The following is a 16781-nucleotide window of genomic DNA, read 5'->3' on the forward strand; positions in this document are numbered from 1 at the left end:
ATGAAAGTATGTATGATTGTGACAAACGGATTTGAAGAAATGGAAGCGGTAGGCACCTATGCCCTGCTGCGCAGAGGCGGGCTGGAAGTGGACGTATATAGCCTGCGCGGAGCAGAAGCCACAGGACGCTTTGGCCTGACGTGTACGGAGCTTAAACCATTTAGCGAGTTCAAAGATGATAATTATGCCGCCCTCATTTTGCCCGGCGGTCCCCAATGGCAAGAATTGGAAGCTAGTCAAGGGGTGCAAGATTTATTAAAAGAATTTGCTTCTTCCAACAGACTTATTGCCGCTATCTGCGCCAGCCCCACTATTTTAGGTAGAGCAGGCCTTTTGCAAGGGAAAAATTACACTTGCTATACGGCCATGAATGAAGATTTCGGCGGTACTTTCCATGAAGATTACGCCGTCACAGACGGAAAAATTATTACCGCCAAAAGTGCAGCCGCTACCTTTGATTTTGCTTTTTCTATTTTACGCGCTCTTTGCGGTGAAGAAACCGTCCAAGAAACCAAAAAAGATATTTATTATCAAGACTAAAATCAAAAGCCCCACCCGTTAAAGGTGGGGCTTTTTTCGTTTGCTTCTATTTCAAGAAACTTAAGGCTTGATCTCGGTTTGCGATGCGGCCGGCCCATTGCAATTTGCAAAAGCGTTCCATTGCAGACGAAATTTTCCGTCCGCTCAGGCCCATATCGCGTAGTTCACGCCCTTTTACAAAGCAAGGTTGTAAGGCCGTACGTTTCAAGCCGGGGCAAACAGCACGGATAATGCTTTCCTGTAAAGCAGACAGTGCCGCCATCGGAGACTTTTGGCTATCTACCACACTCCACGCACCGATTAGTTCATGCGTTAATTCTTTGGGTAAATGCAGGCTAATTAAAAATTCCGGCCCGCTAGCCTCCAACAAGCATGCACAAATGCCTAACTTGGCCTCTATGCTTTTGCCTTTTAAAATAGCATCGTTCCATTTCAGACCCGGATAAATAAAAGGCAACAGTTCATATTGCTCCAAGAAGGCAAACACTTCCGGCAGTTTCTTTTCTTCCAAAATTTTGACAAACTCTTGGCGTACACGCTCACGAGAAAGAATAAACGGATATTCCTCTCTGGAGGCATCACTCATTAATTGGGAGGTTTTCCGGTCAATCGTCCATCCAAAGCGGCCCGCAAAACGGGCGGCACGATACAAACGTGTCGGGTCATCGGAAAAGCTCTTGTCGTGCAAAATTTTCACGACACCGCTATCAATGGCCTTTTTCGCTCCAAACGGATCATAAGACGCGCCAAAATTTTTAGGCAAAATACTCAGCGCCCACGCATTGGCCGTAAAATCCCTCCTGAACAAGTCGTCCTTAATATTGGAAAACGTGACCTGTGGCAAAGCACCCGGGCGGGCGTAATGTTCTTTACGGGCTTGTACTAAATCCAACTTCAGCCCATTTGCCAATGTCACACGGTAGGTATTGAACTGGGAAAATTTATGTTTTTCCCCGCCCCACATTCTCACGCAAAATCCGGCAACGGATTCAGGTGAACCTTCAAATGTGAGATCAATGTCTTTAGTGTCCTTCTTTAAATAAAAGTCTCGGACAGCTCCCCCAACTACCCAAGCCTTCAGTCCTAATTTATCGGCATATTGGCCGATGGTTTGCAACAATTCCTTATGTTTTCTCGGTATCATAATACTTCGGGCGCATCTGCGCCGCCCCCTTCTTCCATTTTATCTGCAAAGTGTTTAAGCAACGGGCTCTTCAGTCCCGACTTAAGCACCTTGCGGGCAGAACCGGCATAACTAGCTGCCGTTTCATCTGTCCCAGCCGCCGTGTACAAAGGGAACCCCCGTTCCCGCGCCCATTCGGGCTTAAGCCGCGCGACTTTTAGTCCCAACGCGGCAGCGGCAGCTGCAATGGCTTCTGACTCATCGGTACGTTGTTGTTCTTTCTCTACCACCTCCTTTAGCTCCTCCAAGCCAAACACGCACATTGGCCCGAAGTCCAGATTTAACTGCTTAAAAACGGTGTCACGCAGCTGCTCATAGTCATGCTGCATTTTGGCAAGCAGTTCCTTTTTATCTTGCTGATTTTTGTCCGAGAAAACAAAAATCAACAAGCTTGCCTGTTCGTCTAAGTACACAAAATCATTTTCGCCATGGAAGAAGCTGCTGCAATGGGGGCAGCAAAACAAATTCAACTCCCCTCCCAAAGCGGCATCTTTCAATTCGGGGTTTGGGGTGACATTCACGAACGTCCACTGCTCTGCGTCAAAAGACTCAGCGCAGTTGGGGCAAGTCAAGGTTTGGTTTAACTTAATCGACCTCATATCTAATTTATACAAAAAATGGAAAAACATGAAAATATTTTTTTTTAAAAAAAAGACCTATTTTTTTCTAGGTCCTTTACTAATTAAAAATGACACAGTGTCTTGCGTATAAAAAATGCTAAAATAAGTACGGTTGTTTGTGTTCTTTTGTGTTTTTTTGATTTTTACGCCCCGTTAGCTCAACTGGATAGAGTACCGGTCTTCGGAACCGGTGGTTCGGGTTCGAATCCCGCACGGGGCAAATTTTTCTTCGATATTTGCTTTGATGCTTTGTTGCTCAAATGCTCGGATACCTCGGGCTCCGCCCCTTTTACAGTATACACTCGCATTTTTGCGCCGCGCCTGAAAGCAAATCCCTTTGAAAAACCTTTTTCCCACTAAAACCGCGAGGTCCGGCCCGAAGGCATTTTGAGTCAACAAAATGACTGCAGGGGAATCGAACGGGGCAATTTTTTTGGCTAGTTTTTATTTCCCCATATACATCTTCTTCTGCGCGGGACTTAATTTTTCTATGCTATACCTTAGCATCGTGCGCGGCATACGCGCGGCGTGCTTGTTTAAAAATTTGCATAAAACACATTCGTTTTTTTTGCCCACTTCGCGCAAGAGCCACCCTGTGGACTTATGCATCAAGTCATGCTCATGCGTAAAAAACTGCTCTGCCAACGTGAGCGTCGGCCCGAATTCCCCTCGCTTAACCAAAAACATCGTACTGACGATAGCAGCTCGTTGTTCCCACAAGTTTTCACTTTGTGCCAATTTAAACAAAATGCTTTTATCTTCTTTATCTGCCAAATACGCTCCTATTATTTTATAGGCGGAAATATCTATCAAATCCCAATTATTCACCCGCGTCAAATGTGCAATATAAAAATCAAAAATCTCTTTTCGTTCTTGATCCGTTTGCGCTTTTTCAAATTTTGCCACCAATATCAGCACCGCACACGCACGCGCCTCATGCCATTTAGAAGCAAATAATTTTTCCAAATCTTTCCAATTCGCGTGCGTAAAAAACTGTTTGACCACGCGTCTTGTTTGCGGTAAGCTGACACCTAAAAATTGGTCCCCCTCACCGTATTGGCCTTTACCCGTTTTGAAAAATCGCAACTGAATGGCGGCCGTTTTTGGGTCGGCTAAAGATTGTAATTTTTGCAAAATAACGTCGGCTATATTCATAAAACTATTTTAACATTTTCCCCTCCCCTATTCTGAATGCGGAAAATTTGCTAGAATAAAGTATCTAATCTTGCAGTAAGGAGCGTACCCATGGGTGGACATTCGCACTGGGCCGGTATTAAACACAAAAAGGCCCTCGTTGATGCTAAAAAAGGCAAAGTATTTACCAAAATTTTAAGAGAAATCACCATCGCCGCCAAAATGAGCGGCGGCAACCCTGACCAAAACCCCCGCTTGAGAAAAGCGATGGACGATGCTCGCGCGGCCAACATGCCGTCTGACAACGTCAAACGCGCTATCATGAAAGGTACCGGTCAATTGCCGGGTGTATCTTACGAAGAAATTACCTACGAAGGGTATGGTCCGGGTTCTACGGCTGTTATTGTGGAATGCACCACCGATAACAAAAACCGCACCTTCGCTGAAATCCGCAAAATTTTCACCAGCCGCGGCGGTTCTATCGGAACGTCCGGTTGTGTGTCTTATATGTTTAAAAGCAAAGGCGTAATCGTCATTAACAAAGATGCCATCGGTGAAGAAGAACTGATGGACTTGGCCTTAGAAGCCGGTGCCGAAGATGTGCGCACCGAAGGTGATGTGTATGAAGTCTTGACCGCACCCGATGCTTCCTTTGACGAAGTGAAAAAAGCCATTGAAGCCAAAGGCATTACTCCGGAATCTGCCGAGCTGACCAAACTGCCCGATACCGAAGTGAACATCAATGACGAACATACCGCTGAATCTTTGATGAAAATGATGGACGAACTTGACGATCACGACGATACCAAAAACGTCTACTCCAACTATAATATCCCCGATGATATTATGGCTAAATTAGACAAATAAGTTTTTGCAAGAAACCTAATACCGCCCGCGACCGCAAGGAAACGGGCGGTTTGTTTAAGAGTGTAATTTGTATATGAATCAGAAATCTTCCATTGTTTTAGGCATAGATCCCGGTTTAGACCGCACCGGCTGGGCAGTACTCAGCCGTGATGAAAGAGCCAAACTGGGGCTCATTGCGTGCGGATTGATTCATACACAGGCAGGGCAAGATTTGCCCGTTCGCTTAAATTATATTTATAGCGAATTTCAAAAAATCTTGGCTCAATACAAGCCCGACCAAGTGGCTATGGAGCAAAACTTTTTCTTGAAACGCGCAATTACAATGGCCAATACCATCATGACACGCGGAGTGATTATTTTGGCTTGTGAACAAGCCGGCAAAACCATTTCCTTTTATCCACCCAAACGGGTAAAAATGCAATTATGCGGCTGCGGATCGGCTGACAAAAAACAAGTACAACGCATGGTACAACTAACCTTAAATTTAGATAAAGCTCCCTCTCCCGATGACGTGGCAGATGCCGTCGCTATCGGTATTTGTCACCAAAAAACCGCACCGTTAAACAACATGATAAATGTCAAAGCGGCCTTTTTGGCTAAGTTAAAAGCCGCCAAAGAAGCTCAAATCAAAAAGAAATAATATCTGCAAAAAAGAGCATCTTTTCGCATTCTCTACAACCTAGCCGTCTGCTCCCTTAAATATGCTAAAATAACCCTATGATTGCATACCTCAAAGGACAAATTTTGGAAGTCAACGAAGAAAGTGCCATTATCGTCTGTGGCGGAGTAGGGTATGAAGTAAACCTCGCCAAAGGCTCTGCTCAAATGTTGGAAAGCGGACGAGAAGCCACCCTTTACATAGCGGAATCTATCTCTCCGTACGATGGAACGGTTTTGTACGGATTTTTGTCTAAAGAAGATAAAGAACTTTGGGCTTTATTTAAAAGTTCCATTCCCAATACGGGTGCAAAAAAGGCATTAGAATATTTAAACAAGGCACTGCGTTCCGTAGCCGATTTTCATAATGCAATCATTAAGCGCGACCCTAAAATTTTAACGGGAATTTTTGGATTTACCTCCAAAACGGCAGAAAAACTGATTAACTCTTTGAAGGATAAAATAGACGCTATCACTGTGCAGGGCTCTAGTAAAATTAAAGTGCTTGATGAGGTCCCTTATATGAGTGATGTTTTAGAAGCCTTAACGGCTTTAGGTTATTCCGCCGCCGAAAGTCGCCGCGCTATTGAGCAGTTGTATCAAGAGGGTATCAGCCCCAACGATAAAATTGAGCATATCATTAAAGAAGCTTTACGGGTATTGAAAAAATGAACCAAAACGAAGTGTTAAACGTCAATCAATTAGCTGATGAATCCAACGGCTTGGAAGCAGCCTTGCGGCCCGGAAGTTTAGATGAGTTTGTCGGACAAGATAAACTTAAAGACAACTTACGCATTTTTATTGAAGCGGCTAAATCTCGCGGGGAATCTTTGGACCATTGTTTATTTTATTCTCCTCCCGGTCTGGGTAAAACCACGCTGGCTAATATTTTATCTCGTGAAATGGGTGTGAATATTAAGGTCACTTCCGGCCCCGTACTGGCTAGACCCGGCGATTTGGCTGCTATGCTGACTACAGAACTTTCTGATGGGGATATTTTGTTTGTAGATGAAATTCATCGCCTAAACCCTGCCGTAGAAGAAGCCTTATACCCCGCAATGGAAGATTTTACCTTCTTTATCAATACAGGCAAAGGGGCAGGCTCTACCACGTTAAAATTGGCCGTACCCAAATTTACCTTAGTCGGGGCCACCACACGCTCAGGCCTTTTGACAGGTCCTTTGCGTGACCGTTTTGGCATTGTGTTTAACTTAGGATTTTATGAAGTCAAAGAAATCACCGATATTTTGGCTCGTTCTGCGCGCCTGTTAAACATTGCTGCAGACAGAGAAGGCCTGAGAGAATTAGCCAAACGCTCACGCGGTACACCGCGTATTGCCAACCGCCTTTTGCGCCGCGCCAGAGATTTTGCCCAAGTCAAAGGACAAGGCATTATTACCAAAGAAATCGCTATCACCGCCATGACCGCTCTGGACATTGACAGTGAAGGCTTGGATAGTGTGGACAAACGCATTTTAGAGGCTTTGATTGACCGGTTTGGCGGCGGCCCCGTGGGGGTAGAGAATTTGGCTATTGCCGTTTCTGAAGCAGTGGACACATTAACCGATGCCATAGAGCCTTTCCTTATTAAAGCCGGCTTTATTGCACGCACCCCACGCGGACGTGTAGCCACCAAAAAAGCCTATGACCATTTAGGCAAAACACAACATGAAGGACTTTTGTTTTAATGAAAAAAATCTTGTTTATTTTTCTTGTTTTTTTCTGCACCTGTTCCCTTACTGCCAAAGAACTGCGCGTTTTGTTGGCCGACGATCTGAAAAAGGCCCAAGTGCAAAGTTCGGGGCTTGTCTATGTCTATGAGCAAGACGGAAAAAAATACAAAGTAAGCAAACCGGAAACATTACAGATATCCTTCTCTAACGGAAAACTCTCTTTGGGCACCTTGAAAACCGATAAAACGCTGATTATTGAGCCGGCAAAAAGCACAAAACTCACCTTTCAAAAAAATACTTATACGGGCAAATTTTATGCCATACCCAAAGGCAACACTTTTATCATTGTGGAACATACTGATATAGAGGATTACCTTTTAGGAGTGCTTCCTTATGAAATGAGCTACTCTTGGCCTTTAGAAGCCTTAAAGGCGCAAGCCGTATCCGCCCGCACCTATACCCTGATGCAACTTAAAACCAAAAAACGTGCCGATTTTGATCTGTATAATGATACTCGTGACCAAATGTACAAAGGTTCAGGCAAGGTGTATGACAGCGTAAAACAAGCCGTTGAGGCAACCAAAGGCCTCGTGCTGACCTACAAAGACGAACCCTTTCACACTTATTATCATGCTAATTGCGGCGGAGGTACCGATGATGCCAAAATTTGGACAGGCGCTAAAGGCCCCACTGTTAAACCTTTACAAGGAGCTTCTTGCTATTTTGACAAACATAGCAAAAGTTATACTTGGGCCAACACCGTACCGCAAAAGTCTATTAATACCTTTGTCAACAAAAACGGTCTTCAAGGCAGTGTGCGCAAAATCAAAGTAGCCAGCCGCACCTCCAGCAAGCGCGCCGTCAATTTGGAATTTACTACCAATAAAGGCAAAAAAGAACTTTCCTGCGCCAAATTCCGTTTGGCGGTAGGAGCATCTTTGCTTAAGAGTTGCAAATTGACCGATATTAAGAAAAACAATCGTGGTTTTGCTTTTAACGGACATGGCTACGGGCATGGCATTGGCATGTGTCAAGACGGGGCAAAAGGCATGGCATTAGAAGGAAAAACCTATCAACAAATTTTATCTAATTATTTCCCGTCGGCAAAACTAACGGAACTGTGAGGACTTTATGGCTTTTGAACGCTTTAAAAAATTTAATATAGACCCCTTGATTGCCAAACAACCGGCCACCCCGAGAGACAGCTCTCGCTTGATGGTACTTAACCGCAAGGAACAAACTCTCACGCATCGTGTATTTCGCGATATCAGCGAATATTTTAATGAAGGGGACGTATTGGTGCTCAACAACACCAAAGTTTTCCCCGCCAAATTATTTGCTCATAAATCCACCGGCGGAAAGGTGGAGGTATTGCTGGTTCGTCCGCAGGAAAATCCGCGCGTATGGACGGTGCTCACCCGCGATTACAAAGAAAATGCCGAATTGGATTTTGCAGACGGCTTAACCGGAAAAATGCTGGGCAAAACCCCCAACAATGAAGTATTAATTGAATTTAATCAAGATGACATTTTACCCTTTTGTCATGCTCATGGGCTCATGCCGTTGCCGGTATATATTGAAAAAGCACGCAAACACGAGGGTCTCACCCCCAGTTTATCTACCGATAAAGAAAGATATCAAACCGTCTATGCCAAGCATGAAGGATCCATCGCCGCTCCAACGGCAGGATTTCATTTTACAGATGAACTGTTGCAAAAGTTAAAAGATAAAGGTGTGCATATTACTTATATTACCCTGCATGTAGGTTGGGGTACGTTTAAACCTTTACGCGGAGAACCGCAAGAGCATACCATGTTGGCCGAATTGGGAGAAGTCTCCCCTGAAACGGCCGCCACCGTTAATGCCGCCCGTCAAAATGGAAAACGCATTTTTTCCGTTGGTACCACCAGCACGCGCACTTTAGAAAGTTTTACTGAAAACGGCATTACCTCCGCAGGGAAAAAATGGACGGATTTGTTTATTTATCCCGGTTATCAGTTTAAAGCTATTGACTGTCTGATTACCAACTTTCACTTTCCGGATTCTACCCCTCTATGCATGGTGACGGCCTTTGCTACGGAGGACTTTATTTATCAAGCCTATAGCCAAGCGGTGGAAAACAAATATCGTTTTTACTCCTTTGGTGACAGCATGATGATTTTATAAATCAAAACCCCGCTTTTAGCGGGGTTTTTTACTGAAACAAAGGATCTATCTCTTTTTTCATAAAACGCGGCCATTTACGAGCGATTTTCCTTCTCCCCCACCATTTCCAATACTGGCCCAAAGGGATAAAATCCGTATTTCCGATACCGTCCACCAGCACCAGTTTGGGCCCGTTTTTTTCAAATTGAATTAAAATATTGTTCTTGTTCAAATCACAAGGCAATATGTTGTATTTATACATATAGGCATATAAATCTTCCAACAAGGCTTTCAAAGGCACACTCTCTACCGAATGAGTCTGAAAATATTCCGCCAATGTTTGTGATAAACTACCATCGAGATTAACCACCGCTTGTTGTTCAAAACCAATATATCCTTTCACACTCACTACCCCTCCAAACTCGGGTAAATGCGTAAAAGGGACTTTGTGGTTTTTTAAAAACTCAAAATAAGCCAACTCCCGCTTAGTCTGTTTAACGCGGTTTTTGGGACTTAATTTAATAACGTAAGAAGGATTTTGGGGCGAATGATAACAAACTCTTTCAGAGCCCTGTCCGATAAAAAAAGGTTTTAGTTGTTCCAACGTATATGTTTTCATAGTGAGAAGTGTTATTTCATTGTACCAAATTCTTTACGGCAGAGCCATTTTCCCGCTGCCTCTCAATTTGATAAAATATGAATATGAATTCCCCTTTTAAAATATTAACCAAAGACCCGCAAAGTAAAGCACGTACGGGTATTTTATACACTAAGCACGGTCCGGTCAAAACCCCCGTGTTTATGCCGGTGGCTACCCAAGCCAGCGTCAAAGCCTTGACCTCTGCCGATTTAAGAGACATTCATGCCGAGTGTTTGCTTTCAAACACTTATCACTTATATTTACGTCCCGGCACCAAGACATTAAAACAATTAGGCGGTTTGCACAAATTCATGAAGTGGGACGGCAGTATTTTAACCGATTCCGGCGGATTTCAGGTATACAGTTTATCTCAATTTCGAAAAATTAGCGAAGAAGGCGTCTTATTTCGCTCTCATCATGACGGTACAAAACATCTGTTTACACCGGAAAATGTGATTGAATTTGAAAATGAAATAGGCTCCGATATTTGGACCATGTTAGACGTTTGTATCCACGCAAAAGACCCCTCTAAACATGATGCACGCCAAGCCCTAGAACAAACCAAACGTTGGGCAGTGCGAGCAGCAGCTCATTATCAAAAAGTGGTCCCCCAACAAGACATCGTTCAAAATACAGACGGTTCTTTTACCGTTAATAACTCTCTCTTGTTTGGCATTATTCAAGGGTCTATTTTCCCCGATTTGCGCAAAGAAGCAGCCCTGCATATGGCAGAACTGCCGACGCATGGGTATTGCTTAGGTGGTTTATCTTTAGGTGAAACATCAGAACAAATGAACGAGGCTGTATTGGCTGTGACCGAAAACCTGCCGGAAAATAAACCCCGCTATTTTATGGGGTTAGGTACTCCGGTGGAAATTTTGAACTCTGTAGAACGCGGTGTGGATATGTTTGATTGCGTGTGGCCTACGCGTGTGGCACGCAATGGTATGGTCATGACTGATGAAGGCCGTATGAATATCAAAAATGCCTGCTACCGCTTAGATGAACGCCCCTTAGATGAAAACTGTGACTGTTTTGCCTGTCGCAATTATTCTCGCGCCTATCTAAGCCATTTATTCAGAAGCGGAGAACTGACCAGCCATCGCCTTTTATCTATGCATAATATCCGCTTCTTGACACGCACAATGGAGCGGGTCAGAGAAGCCATAGAAAACGGCACTTTCTTGCAGTTTAAAGAAGAGTTTATCAAGAAGTACCAATAATAAAAAACCCGCTCCTTAGAGCGGGTTTTTTTATTAAACTTGCGTTTGTTCAAGATTTTCTTTTTTCTTCGGGGCCGGCAATAAGGCAAACAAAAACCATGTTTTTAACATCTCTAGTGTAAAGCAAAAAGAAACAAAAACATATTTATATACTTCCATCGCTTCAAGGCTTAGCCCATCATAGTAAGTATATACGCTATATCCCACAATACGCCCCAACGGAACAAAAGTAAAATCTAAATTGGTTAAAAAAGCCAATAAGGCCTGCAATAAAGACAACACACACACCATGCGCTCTTTTAACAATATAAAAATTACTTGACCAACATACAAGATAAAAAACCCTATATGCAAACGAAGAAGGATACCGTTTCCTTGCAAATCACGAAAAATAAAAATGGCATTCAGGATAGTGCCCAACAAGCAGAAAATCCAAATAATTTTCAACAAAAAAGGCAACTGAAGAAAACGGTGTCCTAAGGATTTCATGGCATTCTCTCCACAGTTAAACCTTGCTTGCGTTGATATAGATTAAGGGCAATAGAAATCAGTTCTTCCAGCAGATCTTTATAAGCAATCCCCACCGCCTCAAAAAGCTGCGGATACAAGCTAGTTTCAGACATACCGGGCAAAGTATTAATTTCCGAAAACCAGGCCTTTCCTTCTTGGTCTATCAAAAAATCTACCCGCGCTAAACCACTACCGCGCATAGCACGGAAAACCTGCTCACTTCCTTGACGAATAGCCGCGCGCGTTTGGGCAGGAATTTCTGCCGGCACACGCGTTTCACAACCGCCCACTGTAATATATTTGGCTTGATAATCAAAAAATTCGGCATCAAGGGTTTTCAACTCTCCACATTCGGAACTGCGAATGCTTTCCCCCTCTCCCAACAAGGCACAAAATACCTCTCGCGGTTTTTCTAATCCTTTTTCTACCAAAACGTCACTGTCAAAACGGAAGGCAAAATCTATTGCTTGATGTAAGTCCTCCTCTTTTTTAACTTTGGTGACCCCGATAGAAGAACCTAGACGAATCGGTTTGACAAATACAGGGTATCCGATTTGCGCCACCCATTTCTCCAACTCTTTTTTATTATAGGATGTGTCGCGGGAAATCTTTTGGTAAGGTAATGTAGCAACCCCCTGTTGCAAAGAAACCCATTTAGAGGTTTCCTTATCCATGCCCATAGCAGAGGCCAGCACTCCACACCCCACATAAGCAATATCTAAACACTCTAAAAGCCCCTGTAAAGTGCCGTCCTCTCCGTTGCTTCCATGTAATACCGGGAAAAAAACTTTCGGCGAAAGATAGGTTTGCGTGGAAGGAATAAAAATCTTTCCTTGTGAGGAAATTACCGGTGTCACCGCAATATCATTTTGCGTTTTCTCTCCACACTGCTTTTGTAAAAACCAATATCCTTCTTTATCAATAAAAATGGGTAGCACTTCGTATTTTTCGCTGGAGGCCAAAACGGAACAAACGGTTTGGGCACTATGAACAGAAACTTCATGTTCGGTTGATTTTCCGCCGTATAAAACGGCCACTTGCATTTTTTTAATCATATATTTATACTTATAAAAAGCCTGATTTGACTCAGGCTTTTTTAGAATCAAATTTATTTATCTTCCCTAAAGATGGACCATTTCATCCGTCCAATAAAACTGTCCGTTTTTTCCAAGAAATCCTCTCCGTTGTAGAGTTGCTCTTGAGCAATAGGTTCTGCTACGCGAATTTCCGGCAGGTCTGCCTCTGTCTGTACTTTAGGACGCATAGTATTTTGCATACCTACAGGGGCAGCTTCCGGCTCAGGCAAAGCATCCTGCATGGTTTTGGCGGCATGCAATGTATTGGCAGCCTTTTTGCTCTGCGCAGGTTGGCGCACCGTCACCGGCTCTTTTACCGGTTTAGGATTCGGTTCACGTACATTTTTAACAGAAGAACGGGTTCTTAATTCTTTGTTTTCTTCCGTTAAAACCTCAATTTTTTGCTTTAAGGTTTCAATCACTTCATCATTTTTCTCGATTTTACCGAGCAATATTTTGAAATTTTCTTCTAACGTTTTCTTTTCTGCGCTGACCATTTTTAAGGCTTCCTGCGCTTGCGTTAAGCGCACGGACAAGGATTCATGTTCTTCTTGCAATCTCTGCATACGGCGCGTAAAAGCAGCCAAACGAGCCTGATTGGTTTTTCCTTCTTCAGAGCGAAGTTGCGCCACAGATAAACGCAAAGCCTCTAATTCGCGTGTTTTGGCCTCATACAACGCAGCCAACTGCTCTCTTTCTTCAGCAATTTTGTGTAATTTTAAGTTTTCTTCTTTTAAAGATTCTATTTCCTCTACTTGCTTCATACAGGTATTGGAAATTTCGTGCAGTTGTGTTTCTAAAGTACTTACTTTATGTTCGTATTGGCGTTTAATGGAAATAATACGACCTTCAAAGTCAAAGGATTTAAAGCGCTCTTCTGCAGCGGTCAAAGCATCGCGCAGAGAAAGGATTTCTTTTGCTTGCTCGGCAGATTTACGAAGAGCCTCTATTTTTTCTTGTTGTACCTTTTTAATTTCTCTGTCTAAAGCAACATTTACGGCTTTGAGTTGTGAAGTTTTTTGACGCAAACTGCTAATAAAACGTTCTTTTTCTTCTTTTCCGCTTTGAATTTGAGTTTCCACCATCTCCGTACGGGCTTTTAGTCCACTCAACTCAGATAAAGCCTGTTCTTTAGCCGTTTTTTCTGTTTCCAAACTTGCCAATGCTTCTGCTTTGGCCATTTTTTCCGTTTCTAGGCTTGCCAATGCACCAAGTTTTGCCTCTTTCTCCGCTTGCAAGTCCGCTTGCAAAGAAGACAAGGCTTCATTTTTAGCCAAACGCTCGGCCGTCAAATCAGAAAGTGCTTTTTCTTTGGCTGTTTTTTCCGTTTCCAGGCTTGCCAACGCTTCTGTTTTGGCTGCTTTTTCTACTTGCAAAGAAGACAAGGCTTCATTTTTAGCCAAACGCTCCAACGTTAAATTGGACAGCGCCTTCTCTTTTTCGGCACGTTCCGCATGCAATTTAGCCTGCTGAGCAGAACGATAACTCTCCGGAAAATAAGAAGACATAGCCACATACTCACCGGCAGAAATTTGGGTCGGCGCATCAAAAACACGGTTGGGCGCAGTGGTTGGATCATAGATGCGAGCTGTTTGCTGCGCGCGGGAAAGATTTTCTACACTTTCTTTTAAATTAGCAATAGTAGTGCTAATATTGGCAAAGAAGGCTTCTTTGTTATTTTGCTTTTCCACCGCTTTACGCGTAAGGGAAAGCTCTTGCATGATCTGCTGATTTTGAATAGCAGAAGACTGAAACTTTTCTTCCAATTCGCGGATTTTTTCTTCTAGTTTTTCAAAGGATTGCTCGTATTGTTCTTGCTTCTGGATGGTAGAGTAATACTCCCTCACAAAGGGGATAGAAAAAGAGTTTTCGTTTAACGGAGCATTTTGATTAAATTTTTCCAAAAAACGTGTAATTTCCGCTTGTCCGTCTAGTTGTAAGTTTTCGTTTTCCATATTTCCCCGCTACAATAAAACAATATACTATAAATTTAACCACAATCGAAGATTAATGTCAATCCTTACGCGCCTACACGCGTTCGGAGCAGAGCCGCCAAATAAAAGGACCCGCTTACAACAATCACTTCGTGTTTTTTAAGGGCTTCTTGAAGGGCTTTTTGGGGTGAAGAAAAATAAACCGGATTTCCTTTTAAAACTACCTTTTTTTTCATTTCTTGCAACGAAGCAGCTCTTCGGTGTGGTAAACGTGTAATATACAAATCGTTAAAATAAGTCGAGAAGATAGACAACATTTCTCCATAATCTTTATCTTTCATAAAAGCGCAAATTAAAGCGGCATTTGCACAATAAGGACTTTTTTGAAAAAAATGGACTAAATTTTCCGCTGCTTGCAGATTATGCGCCCCATCAAAAATAATGGTCTTTTTCCCTTTTTTTACCACTTCAAATCTACAGGGAATATTCACCTTGTCAAAGCCTGAGCGGATAGTTTCTGCAGGTATCTTCAAATAACGACAGAGCCTATAAACCAAACCTGCATTTTCTACTTGCTTTTCCCCTAAGGTAGATAGACTCCACACCTCTTTTGCTTTGCGCAAAAAAAACCGTCCGTTTTCCCAATCTATTTTTTGAATTTTAAAAAGATTTTCGGGAGATGGCATCACAGGAGCCTTTAGTTTTTGTGCTATTTTATCTATTTTTTGATGAACTTTTGGAGGCAAGTGCCCCAGAAATATCGGGGTGGAGGGCTTGATAATTCCCGCCTTTTGCTGCGTAATTTTCAAAAGAGTATCTCCCAACAAGGCACAATGATCCAACCCGATAGATGTGATCATGCCGGCTATGGGTTTGCAAACATTGGTGGGGTCTTTTTTCCCGCCAAGTCCCGTTTCCAACACTACATAATTTACTTTTTGATGGGAAAAATATAAAAAAGCCACCGCCGTCAACACTTCAAAAAAATTCAATTTTTCTTCCGCTTGCAAAACTTTCAGGCAAAGAGTCACAAAAGTTTTTTGAGAAATACATTTTTGGTTGATAGAAATTCGCTCACAAGGCGAAAACAAATGCGGAGAAATAAACAAACCCGTTTTATATCCGGCCTCCTTCAATACAGATGCTGTCAAATAACAGACACTCCCCTTCCCATTTGTTCCGGCTACATGAATGATTGGGTAATCCAAATGAGGATTACCCAAACGAGAAAGCAATGCTTTGAATTTCTTTTGCCCTACCCCGAAATCCGCTCCGTTGCGTTGCAAAAGATGTTGGTAAAGTTGATTAAAAGTCATCTTTATCTGGGTTATAGCGGCTCACTTTAGCCCCTAAGGCATTGAGTTTTCCTTCCGGATTTTCATAACCGCGATCAATGTGGTACACACGTTCAATCTCGGTAATGCCTTTGGCACATAAACCTGCCATTAAAAGGGCAAATCCGCCACGCAAATCCGAAGCCATCACATGCGCACCCGAAAGATCTTTTACTCCCGTTATACGCGCTACGCTCTTTTCCGTGACAATATTTGCTCCCATACGCACCAGTTCCGGTGCGTGCATAAAACGGTTCTCAAAAATAACCTCATCTACTTCAGTGGCCCCTTCTGCCAAAATCATCAAGGCCATCCATGGTGCTTGCAAATCCGTAGCAAAACCCGGATAAGGAGCCGTTTGAATACGCACGGGTTTGAGCAAGTTTTGATAGGGTTTTACATGCACATAATCTGCCCCTATCTCCATAGGGACCCCCGCTTCCTGCATGTACTCAAGCAAAATAGAATTATGCTCCGGCACACAATCCTCCACCCGCACATCTCCGCGCGTGGCTGCGGCGGCTAAAATATAGCTGCCGGTTTCTATTCTATCTGCCACAACTGCATGTTCTACACCATGTAATCGTTTTTTACCACGAATTACCAAACGTCCTTTATCATCTGTAAAAAGTTCTGCTCCCATCTTGCGCAATACTTCTGCAACATCCTCTATTTCAGGCTCTTTGGCAATATTTTCAAGAACCGTTTCCCCTTCAATCAAAGCCGCACACATCATTAAATTTTGCGTGGCTCCCACACTGGGAAAACGCAATGTAATTTTGGCAGGTTTTAATTGCTCTGCAGACAGAATAACATTTCCGCGTTCGGTAGAACTTTTGGCTCCTAATTTTTCAAATCCTTTTAAGTGAATATCCACAGGTCTAGCACCTAAAGCACAGCCGCCAGGCAAAGGTATTTCAGCCGCTTTAAAACGCGCCAACAAAGGCCCCGCTACCCAAAAACTGGCTCTCATTTGTTTTACCAACTCATAAGGTAAACTGTTTTTTAATACACCGTCTGCGGTAATGACGACCGTACCGTTTTCATATTGGGTTTTTTTGCCCAAAGCCGTCAAAATTTTTAATGTGGTGCGAACATCGCGCAAATTAGGCACTCGATGCAAAACCACCGGTTCATCCGTCAAAAGAGATGCCACCAATATAGGCAAGCAGGCATTTTTTGAACCGCTAATCTTAACGGTCCCTTTTAGTTGCTTTCCACCTTCTACCAAAAATCTATCCATAT

The 16781-nt window shown here is 43.1% G+C and carries 17 protein-coding genes and 1 tRNA gene; 9 read left to right on the plus strand and 9 right to left on the minus strand.

Annotated features, from left to right (window positions below):
* The gene (locus IKL48_04675; GenBank protein MBR3603952.1) at positions 1-540 is read left to right on the plus strand and encodes a DJ-1/PfpI family protein; all 540 of its coding nucleotides are present in this window, start codon (positions 1-3) and stop codon (positions 538-540) included.
* Between the two features lie 46 nt (positions 541-586).
* On the opposite strand, the gene IKL48_04680 is transcribed toward IKL48_04675, so the two are convergent.
* Positions 587-1684: a CCA tRNA nucleotidyltransferase gene (locus IKL48_04680; GenBank protein MBR3603953.1), complete on the minus strand. Its 1098-nt coding sequence runs from the start codon at positions 1682-1684 to the stop codon at positions 587-589.
* Complete coding sequence (locus tag IKL48_04685) at positions 1681-2322, minus strand: hypothetical protein (GenBank protein ID MBR3603954.1); 642 nt, start codon at positions 2320-2322, stop codon at positions 1681-1683. The genes IKL48_04680 and IKL48_04685 overlap by 4 nt, the downstream gene beginning before the upstream one ends.
* 168 nt (positions 2323-2490) lie before the next feature.
* Here IKL48_04685 and IKL48_04690 point away from each other — a divergent pair.
* Positions 2491-2563, plus strand: a tRNA-Arg gene (locus IKL48_04690).
* 224 nt (positions 2564-2787) lie between these two features.
* Here IKL48_04690 and IKL48_04695 read toward each other — a convergent pair.
* On the minus strand, positions 2788-3498 hold the full coding sequence (locus IKL48_04695; GenBank protein ID MBR3603955.1) for a DNA alkylation repair protein: 711 nt from the start codon (positions 3496-3498) through the stop codon (positions 2788-2790).
* Positions 3499-3588: 90 nt separating this feature from the next.
* Between IKL48_04695 and IKL48_04700 the strand changes: the two genes are divergently transcribed.
* The 6 genes from IKL48_04700 to queA all read left to right on the plus strand — a co-directional run bounded on the left by IKL48_04700 (position 3589) and on the right by queA (position 8840).
* The gene (locus IKL48_04700) at positions 3589-4344 is read left to right on the plus strand and encodes a YebC/PmpR family DNA-binding transcriptional regulator (GenBank protein ID MBR3603956.1); all 756 of its coding nucleotides are present in this window, start codon (positions 3589-3591) and stop codon (positions 4342-4344) included.
* A gap of 73 nt (positions 4345-4417) precedes the next feature.
* Positions 4418-4984 carry a crossover junction endodeoxyribonuclease RuvC gene (ruvC, locus tag IKL48_04705; GenBank protein MBR3603957.1) on the plus strand — a complete coding sequence of 189 codons (567 nt, stop codon included), beginning with the start codon at positions 4418-4420 and terminating at the stop codon, positions 4982-4984.
* A gap of 77 nt (positions 4985-5061) precedes the next feature.
* On the plus strand, positions 5062-5673 hold the full coding sequence (locus IKL48_04710; protein MBR3603958.1) for a Holliday junction branch migration protein RuvA: 612 nt from the start codon (positions 5062-5064) through the stop codon (positions 5671-5673).
* Positions 5670-6689, plus strand: coding sequence for a Holliday junction branch migration DNA helicase RuvB (ruvB, locus tag IKL48_04715; protein MBR3603959.1), 1020 nt, complete (start codon positions 5670-5672; stop codon positions 6687-6689). The genes IKL48_04710 and ruvB overlap by 4 nt, the downstream gene beginning before the upstream one ends.
* Positions 6689-7798: a SpoIID/LytB domain-containing protein gene (locus tag IKL48_04720; protein MBR3603960.1), complete on the plus strand. Its 1110-nt coding sequence runs from the start codon at positions 6689-6691 to the stop codon at positions 7796-7798. The genes ruvB and IKL48_04720 overlap by 1 nt, the downstream gene beginning before the upstream one ends.
* Before the next feature lie 7 nt (positions 7799-7805).
* Positions 7806-8840, plus strand: a complete 1035-nt coding sequence (gene queA / locus IKL48_04725; protein MBR3603961.1) for a tRNA preQ1(34) S-adenosylmethionine ribosyltransferase-isomerase QueA — start codon at positions 7806-7808, stop codon at positions 8838-8840.
* A gap of 28 nt (positions 8841-8868) precedes the next feature.
* On the opposite strand, the gene IKL48_04730 is transcribed toward queA, so the two are convergent.
* Positions 8869-9438 (minus strand): hypothetical protein, encoded by a 570-nt coding sequence (locus tag IKL48_04730; protein ID MBR3603962.1) that lies wholly within the window; start codon positions 9436-9438, stop codon positions 8869-8871.
* Positions 9439-9515: 77 nt separating this feature from the next.
* Here IKL48_04730 and tgt point away from each other — a divergent pair, with 77 nt between their 5' ends.
* A complete protein-coding gene (tgt, locus tag IKL48_04735) occupies positions 9516-10682 on the plus strand; it encodes a tRNA guanosine(34) transglycosylase Tgt (protein MBR3603963.1) in 1167 nt (388 codons plus the stop codon).
* A gap of 33 nt (positions 10683-10715) precedes the next feature.
* On the opposite strand, the gene IKL48_04740 is transcribed toward tgt, so the two are convergent.
* From IKL48_04740 to murA, 5 genes are all read right to left on the minus strand, one after another.
* The gene (locus IKL48_04740) at positions 10716-11171 is read right to left on the minus strand and encodes a hypothetical protein (protein ID MBR3603964.1); all 456 of its coding nucleotides are present in this window, start codon (positions 11169-11171) and stop codon (positions 10716-10718) included.
* Positions 11168-12247 carry a D-alanine--D-alanine ligase gene (locus tag IKL48_04745; protein MBR3603965.1) on the minus strand — a complete coding sequence of 360 codons (1080 nt, stop codon included), beginning with the start codon at positions 12245-12247 and terminating at the stop codon, positions 11168-11170. The genes IKL48_04740 and IKL48_04745 overlap by 4 nt, the downstream gene beginning before the upstream one ends.
* 53 nt (positions 12248-12300) lie before the next feature.
* Positions 12301-14223 carry a hypothetical protein gene (locus tag IKL48_04750; protein ID MBR3603966.1) on the minus strand — a complete coding sequence of 641 codons (1923 nt, stop codon included), beginning with the start codon at positions 14221-14223 and terminating at the stop codon, positions 12301-12303.
* Positions 14224-14288: 65 nt separating this feature from the next.
* Entirely contained in the window at positions 14289-15518 is a 1230-nt protein-coding gene (locus IKL48_04755) for a bifunctional folylpolyglutamate synthase/dihydrofolate synthase (GenBank protein ID MBR3603967.1), read from the minus strand.
* Positions 15508-16779, minus strand: coding sequence for a UDP-N-acetylglucosamine 1-carboxyvinyltransferase (gene murA, locus IKL48_04760; GenBank protein MBR3603968.1), 1272 nt, complete (start codon positions 16777-16779; stop codon positions 15508-15510). The genes IKL48_04755 and murA overlap by 11 nt, the downstream gene beginning before the upstream one ends.
* Positions 16780-16781 lie beyond the last annotated feature (2 nt).

It is taken from the genome of Elusimicrobiaceae bacterium (assembly GCA_017520185.1).
In the GTDB taxonomy this organism is placed as follows: Bacteria; Elusimicrobiota; Elusimicrobia; order Elusimicrobiales; family Elusimicrobiaceae; genus Avelusimicrobium.